Source organism: Candidatus Limimorpha sp. (assembly GCF_056203535.1).
Genome location: NZ_JBADWU010000077.1, coordinates 13,323 through 29,436, shown reverse-complemented (window position 1 = coordinate 29,436; position 16,114 = coordinate 13,323). Strand labels below are relative to the sequence as shown.

14 protein-coding genes, 1 tRNA gene and 1 other RNA gene are annotated in these 16,114 nt (G+C 45.4%); 8 read left to right on the top strand and 8 right to left on the bottom strand.

Translation table 11 applies throughout. From position 1 onward, the window contains the following. Both AC06MN_RS09060 and AC06MN_RS09055 read right to left on the bottom strand, forming a co-directional pair. The coding region (locus AC06MN_RS09060; RefSeq protein ID WP_475672045.1) for a hypothetical protein at positions 1–1,715 on the bottom strand (1,715 nt) is incomplete at its 3' end. Positions 1,716–1,731: 16 nt separating this feature from the next. Then, complete coding sequence (locus AC06MN_RS09055) at positions 1,732–2,382, bottom strand: hypothetical protein (protein WP_475672044.1); 651 nt, start codon at positions 2,380–2,382, stop codon at positions 1,732–1,734. Between the two features lie 164 nt (positions 2,383–2,546). On the opposite strand from AC06MN_RS09055, the gene AC06MN_RS09050 reads away from it, so the two are divergent. From AC06MN_RS09050 to AC06MN_RS09040, 3 genes are read left to right on the top strand one after another with little or no spacing between them, the layout of a single operon-like run. Continuing rightward, positions 2,547–3,188, top strand: coding sequence for a class I SAM-dependent methyltransferase (locus tag AC06MN_RS09050; protein ID WP_475672043.1), 642 nt, complete (start codon positions 2,547–2,549; stop codon positions 3,186–3,188). Further along, entirely contained in the window at positions 3,185–3,916 is a 732-nt protein-coding gene (locus AC06MN_RS09045; RefSeq protein ID WP_475672042.1) for a LicD family protein, read from the top strand. The genes AC06MN_RS09050 and AC06MN_RS09045 overlap by 4 nt, the downstream gene beginning before the upstream one ends. Next, positions 3,913–5,133 (top strand): glycosyltransferase, encoded by a 1,221-nt coding sequence (locus AC06MN_RS09040; protein ID WP_475672041.1) that lies wholly within the window; start codon positions 3,913–3,915, stop codon positions 5,131–5,133. Before AC06MN_RS09045 ends, AC06MN_RS09040 begins: the two co-directional genes overlap by 4 nt. On the opposite strand, the gene AC06MN_RS09035 is transcribed toward AC06MN_RS09040, so the two are convergent. The 3 genes from AC06MN_RS09035 to AC06MN_RS09025 are packed head-to-tail and all read right to left on the bottom strand — an operon-like array spanning position 5,117 to position 9,154. Continuing rightward, positions 5,117–6,430, bottom strand: coding sequence for a glycosyltransferase (locus tag AC06MN_RS09035; protein ID WP_475672040.1), 1,314 nt, complete (start codon positions 6,428–6,430; stop codon positions 5,117–5,119). The two genes, AC06MN_RS09040 and AC06MN_RS09035, sit on opposite strands and share 17 nt — an antisense overlap. Continuing rightward, complete coding sequence (locus AC06MN_RS09030; RefSeq protein WP_475672039.1) at positions 6,427–8,934, bottom strand: hypothetical protein; 2,508 nt, start codon at positions 8,932–8,934, stop codon at positions 6,427–6,429. Before AC06MN_RS09030 ends, AC06MN_RS09035 begins: the two co-directional genes overlap by 4 nt. A 13-nt stretch (positions 8,935–8,947) precedes the next feature. Then, positions 8,948–9,154, bottom strand: coding sequence for a hypothetical protein (locus AC06MN_RS09025; protein WP_475672038.1), 207 nt, complete (start codon positions 9,152–9,154; stop codon positions 8,948–8,950). A 137-nt stretch (positions 9,155–9,291) separates the two neighbouring features. Between AC06MN_RS09025 and AC06MN_RS09020 the strand changes: the two genes are divergently transcribed. Next, positions 9,292–10,419: a glycosyltransferase gene (locus AC06MN_RS09020; RefSeq protein WP_475672037.1), complete on the top strand. Its 1,128-nt coding sequence runs from the start codon at positions 9,292–9,294 to the stop codon at positions 10,417–10,419. Continuing rightward, positions 10,416–11,189, top strand: coding sequence for a class I SAM-dependent methyltransferase (locus tag AC06MN_RS09015; protein WP_475672036.1), 774 nt, complete (start codon positions 10,416–10,418; stop codon positions 11,187–11,189). The genes AC06MN_RS09020 and AC06MN_RS09015 overlap by 4 nt, the downstream gene beginning before the upstream one ends. Positions 11,190–11,504: 315 nt before the next feature. Here the strand turns inward: AC06MN_RS09015 and AC06MN_RS09010 are convergent. Continuing rightward, positions 11,505–11,580: transfer RNA gene (locus AC06MN_RS09010), tRNA-Lys, on the bottom strand. A 71-nt stretch (positions 11,581–11,651) separates the two neighbouring features. Further along, complete coding sequence (locus AC06MN_RS09005) at positions 11,652–12,266, bottom strand: L-threonylcarbamoyladenylate synthase (protein ID WP_475672035.1); 615 nt, start codon at positions 12,264–12,266, stop codon at positions 11,652–11,654. 154 nt (positions 12,267–12,420) lie between these two features. On the opposite strand from AC06MN_RS09005, the gene AC06MN_RS09000 reads away from it, so the two are divergent. The 3 genes from AC06MN_RS09000 (at position 12,421) to AC06MN_RS08990 (ending at position 14,468) form a co-directional block, all read left to right on the top strand. After that, complete coding sequence (locus AC06MN_RS09000) at positions 12,421–13,827, top strand: amidophosphoribosyltransferase (protein WP_475672034.1); 1,407 nt, start codon at positions 12,421–12,423, stop codon at positions 13,825–13,827. 95 nt (positions 13,828–13,922) lie between these two features. Then, an RNA gene (gene ffs / locus AC06MN_RS08995) (signal recognition particle sRNA small type) lies at positions 13,923–14,022 on the top strand. A gap of 176 nt (positions 14,023–14,198) precedes the next feature. Continuing rightward, the gene (locus tag AC06MN_RS08990) at positions 14,199–14,468 is read left to right on the top strand and encodes a type B 50S ribosomal protein L31 (RefSeq protein WP_475672033.1); all 270 of its coding nucleotides are present in this window, start codon (positions 14,199–14,201) and stop codon (positions 14,466–14,468) included. Positions 14,469–14,602: 134 nt separating this feature from the next. Here the strand turns inward: AC06MN_RS08990 and preA are convergent, their stop codons facing one another. Then, on the bottom strand, positions 14,603–16,078 hold the full coding sequence (preA, locus tag AC06MN_RS08985) for an NAD-dependent dihydropyrimidine dehydrogenase subunit PreA (RefSeq protein WP_475672032.1): 1,476 nt from the start codon (positions 16,076–16,078) through the stop codon (positions 14,603–14,605). Positions 16,079–16,114: the final 36 nt, after the last annotated feature.

Below are 16,114 nucleotides of genomic sequence, written 5' to 3'. Positions count from 1 at the left end.
TCGGCATCAAGCTCCATGTCGACGACGGTCTGTCCCAAGGTGTTCGTTATGGTAATGTGTTGCATTCCGGGAACTTCAATATTGATGTCGCCTGATGTCGGGTTAGGATAAAGTTTGGCATTGATGCTGTTTTCGCTGACAACGGCTGAGTTCTTCACGTTCACGGTGATTGCGTTTTCGCCTTCACCGCAAGCGTTGCTGACCATTACTCGGAGTGTAGCGTTGCCTTTAAATTCAGGTGACCAATTCACGAGGACAATGCCACCATTAGTGGTTAACGTTCCAGCCACGGTTGGTTCGATTTCCCATTGGTAATTGGTAGCGCTCATAAAGCCGGACTGGACGAAAACGCTGTTTGGCGTGAGGTAGGAATCAACTTCTGTGTCACCTTCAATGGCTTGCATTTCGTCAAATGTTTCTATGGCGAGGTGCAGGGTGACGATGCTGTCGCAGCCTGTTGACGAGGTGAATGTCTGTTCGTAGTCGCCGCTTTCGTAGTATTCCGTGCCGTTCCAGATGTAGCTGTCGCAGGTGCTAATCATGAACTCGTGCGTCGTAGATGGATTTATGGTGAGATGCAATGTGACGATGCTGTCGCAACCAAATTGCGTGGTGAAGGACTGTTCGTAGTCGCCGCTTTGGGTGTAGGTGATGCCATTCCAAATGCAAAAATCACAGCTGGTGAGGTTGAAGGAGTCCGCGTAATCATGCCAGATGGTCAGATAGCAGGTTGCTATGCTGTCGCAACCATTAGGCATTGGGAAGTATTGCTGATAGATTCCGCTTTCGGTGTAAGTTTGGTCATTCCAGGTGTAAGAACCGCAACTGTTGATGTCGAACGAACTGACAGAAGTATGTAGAACTGAGATTTGAACCGTGTTGCTGTAGACGGTGCCCAAATGGTTGGAAGCGAAGTATCTCAAATACCAGCCGTCAAATGATTCGTCAAGGGCTTCGCCGTTGTAGGCTTGGTAATCAGTGAAGTCTTCGTCGGCAGCGATTTGCCATCCTTGGTGTGTTGCGTATTGTGTGCTTGGTGTGTGCAAATCAAGGCTGTTGCCGGAGCAAATCGTTTCAGGTGTGGCGATTTCGCCAACGGTTGGTGAAATGCTGATTTCGGAAATCCAGATTGGGCGGACATGAAGTTGTGTGAGTTTGTCAAACTCTTGCAGGAATCCTCCTTTATAAGAATTGTCATCGAAATTGACTGCCCATGCTTGTTGCGAGGAACTTTCGGTGCTTGCCCAGTAGTAATCGTATGCCATTTCTGTCCCGCCGTTTTGTGTGAAAACATGATTGATGTAGGGCAAGGCGGCATAGAGTTTGCTCAGTTGTCCTGCCGATGGAATGTGCCAGCCATGTTTGAAATTGATGAGCGATGCAGGGTAATTGCTGTTATATCCTTGATTGTGAAACATGATGCTCGTGTTTTCCAGGCCATTAGGTTCGTAATGCAAGTCATACCAGATTTCGTCGTTTGCGGAATTGTAGTTTTCTAATTCAGGGATGTCGCCGTAGGGTCCCCATTGGTAGGTTCCATCCAAATCAATCATGGCGGCCATCCAGCATGTGTTGCCGTCGGGCGAAACGTAAAACACCACTCCAGCAGTGCCGTCGGAAGCGGTCAGCACTTCGCCAATGACTGGACTTTGCGCTTGTGCGAAACAAAAGGCCAAACTAAATATGGCTATAAGTTGATATTTCAAAGTTTTCATGTCGTTCTCCTTTCCGTTAAAAATCTATTGCGGCTCTGACACCGATTCTGTAAGTGTAATAATAGTTGTATTTCATATAGTTGCCAACGCTTCCAGTCTCGCTGACAACGATAGCATGCAAACCGGTCCTTTCTGTCGAAGTCCACCACCATCTTGGATTATCGTGTTGGAAAAGTGTGCCACCAACGATAGCTAACGATTGGTTCAGTTCGGTGATGTAGGCTACCATCCAGCGGACTTGTGCAGCGGCAGGAAGATACCATCCGTTGTCGAAATCAACGCACCAAGCGGCGGGATACCAGTCGGCTCCGTGAGCCGAACGGATAATCATGGTGTTTCGGTAACCATCGGAGTCTTGCATGGCATCACCTGAAAACTCGCAGTTGTTCAATAATGGGATGTCGTAACCTTCGTAGTAGTACATTGGATCCACCCAGTGGATGTCGCGGGCTTCGATGTCAAGGCTGATGGCCCATCCGTGTTCGCCCGATTCATCGATAAACGTAACTACTCCTTTCGCCGTTTTCCCGGATTGGGCAAATTCATTTGGCTTTAAGGTGCTTCCGTCGGTGCAAAGGATGTCACCTATAAACACGGTTTGTTGTGCCGACAACAATAGAGGTAATGTCAGCAATAATGTTAGAATAAATCTCTTTGTCTTGCTCATAATTCTGAAAGTATTGTAATTCTGTGCAAAAATAGTTTTTTTTGGGGAAGATCGTGTGTTATTCCCCTGTTTTTCTCTTTTCTTTACTTTGATCGTGCTATTTTTATTACTTTTGCGCCTACTAATCTCATTCATGGGAATGGTATTCGCCATCATGGATGTTAATGAGAATATTAAGTATGGATTTTAAGTATTGGGAAAACTATTATTCAAAGCATAATGCAGAGCTTGTCCCTTCATTATTTGCTCAATATGTCTCTGATTTGCTTGGAGATAGGTGCGCCGAAATAGTTGAACTTGGTTGTGGAAATGGAAGAGATTCTGTGTTTTTTGCCAATAAGGGCTACTCCGTTGTTGCTATCGACCAGTGCTATAATGAGATTTGCTTTTTGGTAAAGCAGTATCAGTGTGTTGAAAATCTTGATTTTAGATGTGATGACTTCACCAGCATGCCTGACGATAAACCATACGATGTTGTTTATTCAAGATTTACTTTGCATTCCGTTTCAAAGAAACAGCAGTCGATGACTTTGCGATGGGTTTTCAGAAACCTGAAGGAAGGAGGAATGCTTTGCATTGAGGTGAGAGGACAGAAAAATGAAATTTATGGGTTAGGAGAGCCTGTTGAAAATGATGAAGATGCGTTTGTATATAATGAACACTATCGCCGTTTTCTGAAACTTGAGAGTCTTTGTAAAGAACTTGAATCTATTGGATTTAAAATTGACTTATCGGTTGAGAACAAGGGATTTGCCCCTTTCAACGGACAAGATGAAACTTATATCAGAGTAATAGCTAGAAGATGAAAAAATCAAATCGCATTAAAGATTACTTGAAGACTATCCCATTTTTTATGGGAATGTATAATGTCTATTTCAAGTTGAGATTTGGGAGAAGGCAGAAACGCAAACAACGATATTTTATCGCTGAAAACGAAGAACTCTTCCGCAAGTTTACAGAGACTTTGAATTCAAACGATATAGTCTTTTGGTTAGAGTTTGGCACCTTGCTTGGCTTCTATCGCGAGCACGATTTCATCAAGCACGATTTCGATCTTGATGTCGGTGTCCGTTTGTATGATGCAGCGAAAGTAAGGAAATGCTTGACTGAGAATGGCTTCAAGTTGGTACGTGATTTCCACGCTAAAGATGGGGGTATGGAAGAAAGTTACAGGTATCTTCATACAACCATTGATTTGTTTTATTTCAGAGTCGATGCCTCAAATCCCTCAATCCAATATTGCAATATGTTCAAGTCGCCAGTTTTCCCGGTTAAGAAACAGCATCTGAATAAAATGCTGACAATGACGGTGAAAAGGAAAAATGTCCCCAATAACGGATTTGAAAGGGCTGTCTTTAAAGGCTGCGACATCTATATTCCCAAAAAGACCGATGAACATTTGTGTGCTCACTATGGCAAGAACTTTATGATACCCGACCCGACGTTTAGCCACGACAACGATATCGATAATACCGTATATTACACTTTAGAAGAGAATCCAGGAACGGGAGTGTTCCACGAATTGCCATTATGAAAACACTTTACCTTTTCTCAAACAACTACCCTTATGGTGTTTCCGAGACATTCCTCGCCGATGAGGTGGATTATCTTGCCAAAGTGTTTGATTGTGTTTATGTCATTCCCTTGTGGGGCGATGGCGAAAAACGTTCTGTGAAATGCTCTAATGTCATAGTTAAGGAGCCAATTCTTGACTTTAATCCTAAAAAAAAAGCGAAACTTATTGTAAAAGGGTTATTTAACACTTCTCCCATACCAGACATTTTTCACGAAATCATTTCAGGAAAGGGTAAATTTTCGAAAAGGCTTTGGATTACGGTTACCTCGGCTTTGGTGACAAGATGTGTTTTGTCGAGCCAGAGTTTTAGGAAAACTACCGAAGGCATTTGTGACCATCACGTGTGCTATTTCTATTGGGGCGATATGACGGCTAACGCTTTGCCGTTTATGAAAAAATCAGTCAAAAGGACTTTCAAAGCCATAGCGCGTTTCCATGGCTCCGACCTATATGAAGAAGCTAAAGGCTACATCCCTTTCAGGAAACAACTTTTAGATGCTCTTGATGTCGTTTGCACCATCTCGAAGAATGGCTTTGACTATCTTGATGGGAAATATCCAACCATTCACGAAAAATTATATTTAAGCAGATTGGGAAGCAAAGACCTCGGGATTGAGGAACTTTCAGAACACGATGAATTCCGCATCCTGAGCTGCTCAAATATCGTCGAAATAAAACGTCTCGATCTTCTCGCAAATGCGTTAAGGCTTATTGATGACAGAAAAATATCGTGGACTCATATTGGTGACGGACCATTGAGAACCAGGATTATGGAGTTGACCAGAACTTTCCCCGATAATATCCGCGTTGATTTCAAGGGACAGATGAAACATGATGCTCTCTTGGATTTCGTGAAGAAATCGTCTTTTGACCTTTTTGTCAATGTTAGTCGAAGTGAAGGAGTACCAGTGTCTATCATGGAAGCTGTGTCGTTTGGTATTCCAGTTGTCGCTTCTGACGTTGGCGGAACATCTGAAATTGTCAATAGCGATTTAGGGATTCTTTTCCCAAAAGATATTACACCGCAACAACTCAAATCCATAATATTGAGATTCTCAGATTTTGATGAAAATGCAGTTCTGGAACTTAGAGAATCGGCACGTGCCGAATGGGAAAGAAATTGGAATATGGATTCCAACTATACAAGTTTTGCGGATTTCATTGCAAATTGTTGAGGAGTTTAACGAAGTCTTTTGCCAAATTCCTTCTTGAATATTTTAAAAGTTGTTGGTCCCTGTTTGTTTTTAGTTGATTTTCTTTATAAACTGTGAATAACTTGTAGATCTCAGTTTTCATTTTTTCCTTATCCTCAAAATCAACGGTCACACCGGCTTGGACTTCGCTGATGATGTGGGCGGCATCGCCGTCTTCTGGGCCAATGCAAAGAATGGGAGTCCCTGATGACAAGTACTCGAAGAGCTTTCCTGTCAGTAAACCTTTTGCTCTCGGCATGCTGTCGGGCATGAGCAGCAATAGCAATAAGTCAGCGGCTTGTTGTTGTTGAAGGACTTGCTCGTGAGGAATGTAAGGCCTGAAAACAACATATTGCTCTAACTTCGCTTTTCGAATGGCAACCTCGACCGATTGGTCAATCTGACCAATCATGTTGATTTGCAGTTTCTTGCCGAATGATTCGCTTTCTTCGACGAGTTCGCCGATGGCTTCCCAAAGGTTTTCGGGGTTTTGTATCTTCGACAAGACACCAATATAAGTCAGGTTGAACTTCTCGTTTTGTGGCCGTGTTTCAGTGCTTCGATCTTCATCGTTCCAATCGAAACCGTTGTAAATGGTCTTGACATTGCACGCGCCAAGGGCTTCTAACCGTCTTGCACCATCGGGAGCCACGGTGACAACTTGGTCGGCTTGTGTAAGCACTTCGTGTTCCAATTTGTGGTGCTTGCGGTCGGAGCGCGGTGTCAGGTGCAGTTGGTCGTAATAGTCAATTTCCGTCCAAGGGTCGCGGAAATCGGCAATCCATGGGATGTTGAGCGCTTTGTGTAACTTCAAGGCTATCAGGTGCATGGAATGGGGTGGCCCAGTGCTGATAATGGCATTGACGGGATGTTCTTTCAAATATTTTTTCAAGTATCTTACCGATGGCTTTATCCACCAGCAGCGTGCGTCAGGAATGAACAGGTTGCCGCGAACCCAAAGCGAAAGGTTTTCCTTCCAGCCTTGCTTGCGTTCGCCTTCGTTGATGAACCCGACTTTGATTTTCTGTTCGTTTTTGATTCCTAAGAACCTCTTGTAAAAGGTGTAGGGTTCAACGATTTTCCTTTTTATGACTTCAGCTTCGGCGGGAATGTCTCGCTCTAATGTGCGGTCTTCTACGGGGTATTCCGCATCCAATGCAGTGTAAATCACCGGCTGCCAGCCATATTCGGGCAGGTATTTCGACATTTTCAGCCAACGCTGAACACCGCTGCCTCCCGATGGTGGCCAATAATATGTGATGATTAGCACGCGTTTCATGCTTCGGCTTTCTTCTTGTTTTTAAAGGTGATGACAAGGGCGGCAACGAGGCCTAAAATCAGTATCAGTGAGCTGATGAAAGCAATGGTGTTGCCTGTGTGATAGGCTTTTATGTCGTATTGCATCACCAGCTCGTGGTTGCCGCTTGGAATCATGGCGGCACGCAGCAGGTAGTTGGCGCGGAGCAAAGGCTGTTCTTCGCCGTCAACGAAAAGTTTCCAACCGTAGCAGCTCCATATTTCGGAGAAAACGACGAGCTCGTCTTCTGTTCCGTGGTATTGGTAAGTGAGTCTGTTTGGGCGGTATTCTGTCATCTCGATTTGTGCAGGGAGACTGTCGGTCGGGCTGTAGACCCCGATTTGTTTTTCAAATTCCTTGCTGATGATGGCCGTTGTGCGGACATCGGTCGTGGCGATGGCATCGATTTCTTCGTTTGGCGTCGTCACCCAATTGATGTCGCTGACGCTCCAGGCATTGCCGAAAGCACACGGGTTTTGCAAAGGTTCGGAGTTCGGGTCGTAAATCACATATTTGGTGTTCAGCATGTTGAGCACTTTCTGCTGGCTCATGCCGTTGATGAAATCTTGTTCTGTCTTGACGTTTTTGAAAATGGAATTGAAGTTGTGTACTTCTGTCCCTAAATATTTCGAAATCACATCCTGATAGCGGCGAAGTTTAGCACCATGGTAGCCACCCACTGACTTGTGGAAGTAGGATGTGCTGGCATCGTTGAAAACGTCTTTCGTGAGGTTGATGACGCGATAGTCCAGTGTTTGGTCGCTCAGAATGGCTTTGTCGGCAACCGAAGCGGTGAAAGGCTTGTCGTATTGGCGTTTGTCGATGAAGTTGTCGTTGTTGAGGTATCGGCGGTCGACCGGAACCATGTCAATGAGAGTCAATGCAGCGAGAGCGAGGAAAGCGGGCGCAGCTTTCAGCTTGCCTTTCCCGCAGAGGAAAATCGGTACGGCAGAAAGGATGATGAAGAAGAAACTGCGGATGGCATCCTTGCGGAAAATGGCCACGCGCACGTCTTCAAGTTGTGTCGCAAAGGCTTGATAGATAGCACCATCCTTGCCCGACATCATTTCGCCAAACTGCTGGGCTTCGCCTTGACTGAGGAAACTGAAGAAGAGTTTCGGCGCAATGTAGAACAAGAGACAGAAACCGGCCGTGATGCCCAAGGAGATGTACAGATATTTGGCTTTGTTTTTGAATTGCTCCTGGTCTTTCACTAATTCGGCCAAGCCCAAAATGCCGAGCAATGGCATACATACTTCGGCAATGACCAAAGTCATGGAAACGGCGCGGAATTTATCGTAACCTGGCACGAAATCGAGGAAGAAATTGGTGAATCCCATGAAATTCTTGCCCCAGCTGAGCAAAATGGATAGGATTGTCGCTGCCAGCAATGCCCATTTCAGTTTGCCTTTCACGGTGAAACAACCTAAAACGAACAGGAAAACAATGATGGCGCCGACGTAAACGGGACCGCTTGTGCCGGGCTGGTCTCCCCAATAGGCGTTGCTTTGTGCAATGCTGGAGCGGAACTGTGGGTCGGCTTTTTCAAGCGCAGGATTGTCGTTGCCGATATAAGCCGATGCGCCGCCTTTCGCGTTAGGAATCAATAAACTCCAAGTCTCGCCAATACCATAACTCCACTGGGTGATGTAGTCGCGTTCGAGTCCTTTTGTCTGATTGTCAGCGACCTGCGTCAGAATGGGTTTCCCGCGTGTGGTTTCCTTGCCGAATTCGTAGTTCGCATAAAGCGTCATCGAATTGGTGAGGATGCCAATGCTGGCGGCTATTATGAGCAATCCGCTGGCTTTCAGGAAGTGAGCACCCTTTTTCTTAATAATGTCGCTGATTAGTTCTGCAATGACAATCATCACTACAATTAGCAAGAGGTAATAGGTAATTTGCAAGTGCCCGGCTTTTACTTCCAATGCTAGGGCGATGGCTGTGAGTATGCTCCCCGTCAGGTATTTCCCTCTGTAGGTGAGAATGATGCCGGCAATGACGGGAGCCATGTAGGCCATGGCAAAAGCCTTGCTGTTGTGCCCAGCCCCAATGATGATAAACAGGTAAGAGGTCAGGCCGTAAGCTAAGGCTCCTAAGAAACTGATTCCTATGCTGTTGTCGAGTATAAGCAAAAGGATGAAAAAGCCTAACATGCTAATAAATACGCTTCCAATGGGATTTGGAAAATTTAATGTCAAGACTTTGCTTACACCAGTCATCAGGTTGCTTTTCTGGGGCACGCTGATGTTCCAAGCCGGCATTCCGCCAAACATGGAGTTGGTCCACAAGGTCTGTTCACCTGTGGCTTCCCGGTAACTGACTACTTCATGCGACATGCCTTTGAACATTTCGATGTCGTGCTGCTTGATGCGTTTTCCCTCAAGAATTGGGTTGAAATACAGCAAGGTGATAAGGGCAAAAGCGATTATGGCAATCAAAATGCCAAGTGCTTTCTTTGTGCTGTTGTCTTTTAACGATATTTTCATTGTTGATGTGTTTTTATTCAATTTCTTCAAAATCAGTATATTCACCGATATTCGGGTCAACGTGTATGTCTTGCTTTTTGCTCGTTGGACTTTCAAATTCGTCCTGATTTATTTCTTTTTCCAATTTTTTCAGTTTGTGCTTGAATATCAGCTTGATAATCAGACTGTATGCGTAGAACACTACGATGACGATAAACAAGAATGTCAAAAATCCTTCCATAGAAAAACTCTAATTTGCTGCAAAATTAAGACAAATTTCGTTTATATCTTTTTGTCTACTTGATTATTTCATATTTTTGCCCATACATTTGAGAGGAAAAGATGATTGTTTTTTCCGTGATTTAATACAATGCGAATATGAAAAAGGTGCTTGTTTTGGGTACGGCTTATCCGTATCGTGGCGGGTTGGCTGCCTATAATGAAAGGCTGACCAAGGAGTTTCAGGATGAAGGCTGGGATGCTGAAATTATAACTTTCTCGCTTCAGTATCCCGATTTCCTGTTTCCTGGCAAAACGCAGTTTTCGTCGGAATCAGCTCCCGAAGGCTTGAAGATTACGAGAATGGTGAATTCGGTCAACCCGTTCAATTGGCTTAAGGTAGGCAGAATGATTCGGAAAAACGGATGCGATTTGGTATTGACAAGGTTCTGGCTGCCGTTCATGGCGCCTTGCCTTGGAACGATATGCCGCATGGCAAGAAAAAACGGGAAGACAAAAGTGGTGAGCCTGCTCGACAATGTCGTTCCTCACGAACACCGTATTGGTGACAAGGCGTTTGCCCGTTATTTCATCAAGTCGGTGGACAGTTTCGTGGCCATGTCGCAGTCTGTACTTGACGATTTGCGTTTGTTCGATAAGAAAAAAACTGCTGCATTGTGCCCTCATCCTTTATTCGATAACTTTGGGGAAAAAGTGAGCAGAGACGAGGCTCTGCGTTTTCTGGATTTGGAGCCTGAGTGCCGCTATATGCTTTTCTTTGGCTTCATTCGCGATTACAAAGGTCTTGATTTGCTACTGGAAGCATTTGCCGATGAGCGTTTCAAGTCGAAAAACGTCAAGCTGATTGTTGCCGGTGAATTTTATAATGGCGGTGAACAATACCATGAACTGGAACATAAACTTGGCTTGGAAGGTCGGATAATCTGGCATACGGAGTTTGTCCCCGACAGTCAGGTGAAATATTTCTTTAATGCTGCTGACATTGTGGTTCAGCCCTATAAGTCGGCAACGCAAAGTGGTGTCACTCAGATTGCTTATCACTTTGAGCGGCCTATGTTGGTGACCGATGTCGGTGGACTGAAGGAGATGGTGCCTGACGGCAAAGTCGGCTATGTCACCGATTGCGATAGCGGCAAGATAGCTGATGCACTTGTCGATTTCTTTGATTCACAACGAATGAATGAATTTGAGACGAACGTGGCCGAAGAAAAGAAGAAATATTCTTGGTCACGCATGGTTGAAACGATAACAAATATGATGCAATGAAAAGACTTATTTCCTTTTTTACACGCATTTTCCCGCGTCAGTGGCTCATCAAGTTGAGTTATGTGTTCAGTTTTTTCATTCGCCCTTTCTATTGGGGCAACAAGGTGGAATGTCCCGTCTGTGGCTCGCATTTCCGCAAGTTTTTGCCCTACGGCTACGGGGTGGCGATGGATAACCGTTTGTGCCCCAGATGCTTGTCGTTGGAACGTCATCGCCTGCTTTGGCTCTATCTGAAAGAGAAAACCGACTTCTTCACGGCGCCTTTGAAGGTCTTGCATTTTGCGCCCGAGCAGCCTTTCCTCAAGCGTTTTCGTGCCTTGAAAAACCTTGATTACACCACCGCCGACCTCGACTCGCCGATTGCCGACCTGCATCTGGATGTCACTGCTATTCAGCAGCCTGACGATACTTTCGATGTGGTGATCTGCAACCATGTCCTGGAGCATGTGAGCGATGCGAACAGGGCTTTTGCCGAAATCAAGCGCATTTTGAAACCCGGTGGTTGGGCGATTCTTCTGGTGCCCATCAATCCCGATGTCGATACTTTTGAAGACCCAAGCATCACCGACCCGAAGGAGCGCGAACGCCTTTTTGGCCAATACGACCATGTGCGTCAGTTTGGCCGCGACTATGCCGATGTGTTGCGCAAGGCCGGCTTCGATGTCACCGAAGACCGTCTGTATTACGAACTCCCGGAAGCCCAGCGCGAGCGTATGCACTTGGCGCGTCGGGGAGAGGAAATTATCTATAGGTGCAATAAGTTGGCTTGAAGTGGAGCCAACTGCCGATGCTTTTTAAAAAGTTATGGCTCTGGTTTAAGTAACTATTCATAATTAAACTGCAAAAGTATCTTCTCATTTCGACAGGCTCAATGAGCTGCAAATCAGGTTGCTGAGCTTCGCTTGCTGACACCCTTCTTCAAGGGTGTGACGATGTCGAAGCATCGAAGGATGGAAGCACCGGACTAATATGTAAACGAATTTTGCTCACCTACTTATTACGCCAAAATCACGTCAAAAATATAATGGTTTTAGGCAAAAGAAAAAACCCTAACTGACGGATAATCAATTAGGGTTGTTTGCTTTTGGTGACCTGGCTGGGGCTCGAACCCAGGACCCCCACATTAAAAGTGTGATGCTCTACCTGCTGAGCTACCAAGTCATCCTTGATTTTGCGGTTGCAAAAGTACTCATTTTTTTGATACGGCAACCCAAAAACCGAAATTTTTTTCTTCAGTCAAGAATGCCTTTGCCTTGACGGACAATAATTATTTCATTATCAGTGCAATCGACAACCGTGCTTGCCGTGTTTTCGCCAGCTCCGCCGTCGATAATGATGTCGACTTTGTCCTTGTAGCGCTCGTTTATTTCCTCAGGGTCGGTCAAATAGCCGCCTATTTCGTCTTCCTCATCGACCAACGATGTAGTCATGATTGGCGAACCAAACTCGTTCACAATGTTTGTGATGATGGGCTGGTCGGGAATGCGTATGCCGATGGCCTTTTTCTTGCTTTGGAAAATGCGTGGCACATTGTTGTTGGCTTCCAAAATGAAAGTGAACGGTCCGGGAAGGTTGCGTTTCATCATCTTATAAACATTATTGCTGATTGGGCGTGTAAATTCCGACAACATGCTCAGGTCGTGGAAAATGAGCGAAAAATTGGCTTTTTCTTTCCTAATGCCCTTGATTTGGCAGATCCTATCCAATACCTTTGGGTTGTTGATGCCGCCGCCCATGCCGTAGATGGTGTCGGTGGGGAAGATGATGACACCGCCGTCGGCGAGGCATTCCAATATCATTTTCACATAGCGTGGATTTGGATTCTCTTCGTATAGCTTTAAAAACATATTGCGTTGATTTGGCGGCAAAAATACTATTTTTCATCAAAAAGCATGATAAAATGTTTCGGTTTTCTGAGTAAATGCCGTATATTTGCCGCTGTCTGAGATGTGTTTCTGGACAGCTTTTGTCGTTTTGTAAACAACTAAATTATAGTAATTTATGGGTGGCTTTTTTGGCGTTATCTCTCAAAAACCTTGTTCGACGGACTTGTTCTATGGCATTGATTACCATTCTCACCTTGGCACGAAGCGTGCCGGCATGGTGACGCGCGAGGGCGATCTTTTTCATCGTTCCATTCACGACATCGAAAATTCCTATTTCAGGACGAAATTCAGCGATGAAATTGGTAAATTCGCTGGTAATTTGGGCATTGGTGTCATTAGTGATACGGATGCGCAGCCTATTGCGGTCAATTCGCATCTTGGCCGCTTTGCCATTGCTACGGTGGCCCGAATCAATAATATTGACGAATTGGTTGAGCTTTGCCTCAACAACCGCCAGCAGTTTGCCGAGTTGAGTTCGGGAACGACAAACCCGACCGAACTGGTCGCCTTGCTGATTACGCAGGGCGAAACTTTCATTGATGGCATCAACAATGTATATAATAAGGTGAAAGGATCCTGCTCGATGTTGATTCTGACCGATGATGGCATTATTGCCGCCCGCGATTTTTATGGACGCACGCCGATTGTCATCGGAAAGAAAGAAGATGGCTATGCCGTTGCTTCCGACAGCCATAGTTACATCAATTTGGATTACAGCACTTATTACAATGTCGCTCCTGGTGAAATCGTGAAAGTCACTCAAAATGGTGTGGAACAGTTGCAAAAGCCCAATGACAAGCGTCAGATTTGCTCATTCCTTTGGGTGTATTATGGCTATCCGGTCACTGATTATGAAGGCATTAATGTGGAAGAAGCGCGTTATCGCGAAGGCGTCGAGGTTGGCAAAAATGATGATGTCGAAATCGATTATGTTTCTGCCATTCCTGATTCGGGCATCGGCATGGCTTTGGGCTATTCCAATATTAAAAAGGTGCCGTATAAGCGTGGTGTGGTGAAATATACGCCTACATGGTCGCGCAGTTTCATGCCTGTCAACCAGAAGCAAAGGGAGCATGTGGCCAAGATGAAACTCATTGCAAACCGCCAGCTGTTGGATGGAAAACGTGTGGTGTTTTGCGACGACAGCATTGTGCGAGGCACCCAGTTGCGCGACAATGTGAAGATGCTCTACGGTTTCGGAGCCAAGGAAGTGCATATCCGCATCAGTTGCCCGCCTTTGCTTTATGGCTGTCCTTTCCTCAATTTTTCAGCTTCCAAAAACGTGCTGGAATTGGTGTCTCGGCGTTTCGTTGAGGAATTGGAAGGCTCAAACGACAAGAACATTGAGCGTTATTGCGATGCCAACTCGAAGGAATACGCCAATATGGTGGAAAAAATGCGCAGACAACTCGGAGTCGACACTTTGAAATTCAATACACTTGAGGGTGTGGTGAACGCTATCGGCTTGCCAAAATGCGAGCTTTGCACACATTGTTTCGACGGATCGAGCTACGGCTATTGATTTTTATCATTTTTATTATCAGCGAAATAGGCCTTAATCTGCATTTTTCTTCAAAAATTGCTTGCCACTTGGAGAAAAGTCCGTACTTTTGCCTCGGGTAAGTCTTATACGACCAGCTCCTGCTGAAATCCCCCAGGACCGGAAGGTAGCAAGGGTAGGTGGTTGTAGCGGTGCGATATAAGTAGCTTACCCTTTTTTTGTTATCCCAAGTCCTTGCTTCGGCCGATTCTGAATAGTTGTTTCTTAATTACTTGTTTTTTAGTGTTTTATCCATCGTTGGATAGAGAAAAAGAAAAAATGTTCCAAAAGTATTTGCCAGTTCAATAAAATGTTGTACTTTTGCACACTCAAAATTAAAAAGGAAGTAAGCGATGAAAAAAGACATTCACCCAAAGAATTATCGTCTGGTTGTTTTCAAAGATATGTCGAATGACTACATGTTCATGTCACGTTCAACAATCAACACGAAGGATACCATTACTTGGGAAGACGGTAAGGAATACCCTCTGGTAAAACTCGAAATCTCCAGTGCATCACACCCATTCTACACTGGCAAGATGAAGCTCGTCGACTCAGCTGGTCGTGTTGATAAATTCAACAACAAGTACAAGAAATTCTTCGAAAAGAAGGAAGCTAAATAAGTTTCTGTCAGCATTTAAGAAAAAAGCTCCTGCCATGCAGGGGCTTTTTTTATTTGGTGCGTTAGGCAAAGATTTAGGCTAAAGGGCACAATTCCTATTTTATTCAGATTGTGCGAAAATCCATGATAGGGGTGCTATTGTTTGCTGATTTTGGAAATTCTTTTGCCTGCCGTCACTGCTTCGATGGGACATACAAGAAGACAAAGGTGACAGCCAACGCATTGTTTTCCAATGAGGTGAGGACGGCGTGTCGCTTCATCGAAACGGATGGCTTGATGGCCGCCGTCGTAGCAGCTGAGGTAACAGCGTCCGCAGCCTATGCATTTCTCGTGGTCGAATTTAGGGAGAACGTAGGTCTCGCGATCCATTTGGTCGGTGCTGACAAAGTGCGGAAGCGCTTTGCCGATAACTTCATCAAGGCTATTGTAGCCTTTTCTTATCATCCAGTCTTGAATGCCTAAAATCAGGTCGTCGATGATGCGGTAACCGTATTGCATTACGGCAGTGCAGACCTGAACGTTGGTGCATCCTAATACTAAGTATTGTAAGGCGTCGCGCCATGATTCAATGCCGCCAATGCCGCTGATGGGCATGTCTTTTAATTCGGAATCCTTGCGCATGTCGAGGATGAAACGCTGCGCGATAGGCTTGACGGCCTTGCCGCTATAACCAGAAATGGTCGCCATACCGCTTACTTCGGAACGGCGTTTGAGGGTAACGCTCTTGATGGTGTTGATGGCGGCTATCGCATCGGCGCCACCGTTTTTTGCAGCAATGGCAGGTTCTTCGATATGTGTGATGTTGGGAGTCATCTTGGCCATGACTGGGATATGAACGGCTCGTTTGACTAATGCTGTCAAGTGTTCCGTAAGATCTGGATTTTGACCGATGTCGCTGCCGCGCCCTTTGGCTGCCATGTGAGGGCATGAGTAGTTACATTCAACCATGTCGCATCCGGCAGTTTCTGCCATTTTTGCCAAGGCTACCCATTCCTCTTCGTTGCGGCCCATGATAGAGGCAATCAGAACCTTGGTCGGAAATTCTTTTTTCAGTCTTGATAAGATGTCAAAGTCTTCTTCAGGGGTGTTGACGGACAACTGTTCCATATTCCTGAAGCCGATGAATGGTGTGCCTTCCTTTCCCACTTGGTCGAAACGAGGCGAGACTTCCTGAATTTCACCGAAAGAGATAGTCTTGTAAACGGCACCGCCCCAACCCATGCGGAAAGCCTTGGCAATCATGTCGTAGCTGCTGGCAATGACGGATGAACCCAAGAAAAACGGATTCTCGCAAGGAATGCCGCAAAACTCAATGGCTAACGAAGGCAAGGCCTTATCCGCCACCTTGACTTGCAGGTCTTTTTGTGCAGGGGTGCGGAGGGCGATTTCCTGTATCCGAATTGGAAAATCGTGATGGATGCAAGCCTCTTGGCAAGGTGCGGGACAACCAGCACAACTCTCTTGGTTAAAAAAAATGCCGTGGCAGTGTTCGTTTTCGAATCGCAAGGCACGAATTCCTCGTGCAGGGTCGATTCCTGGTTTACAGCAAGCTGCTGTGCAAGGTGCATCGTGGCAGAGCAAGCAGCGTGTGGCTTCGTCGTGTAGATTCATGGTAATGATAATTTGCATTTTGCGGCAAAAATAAGG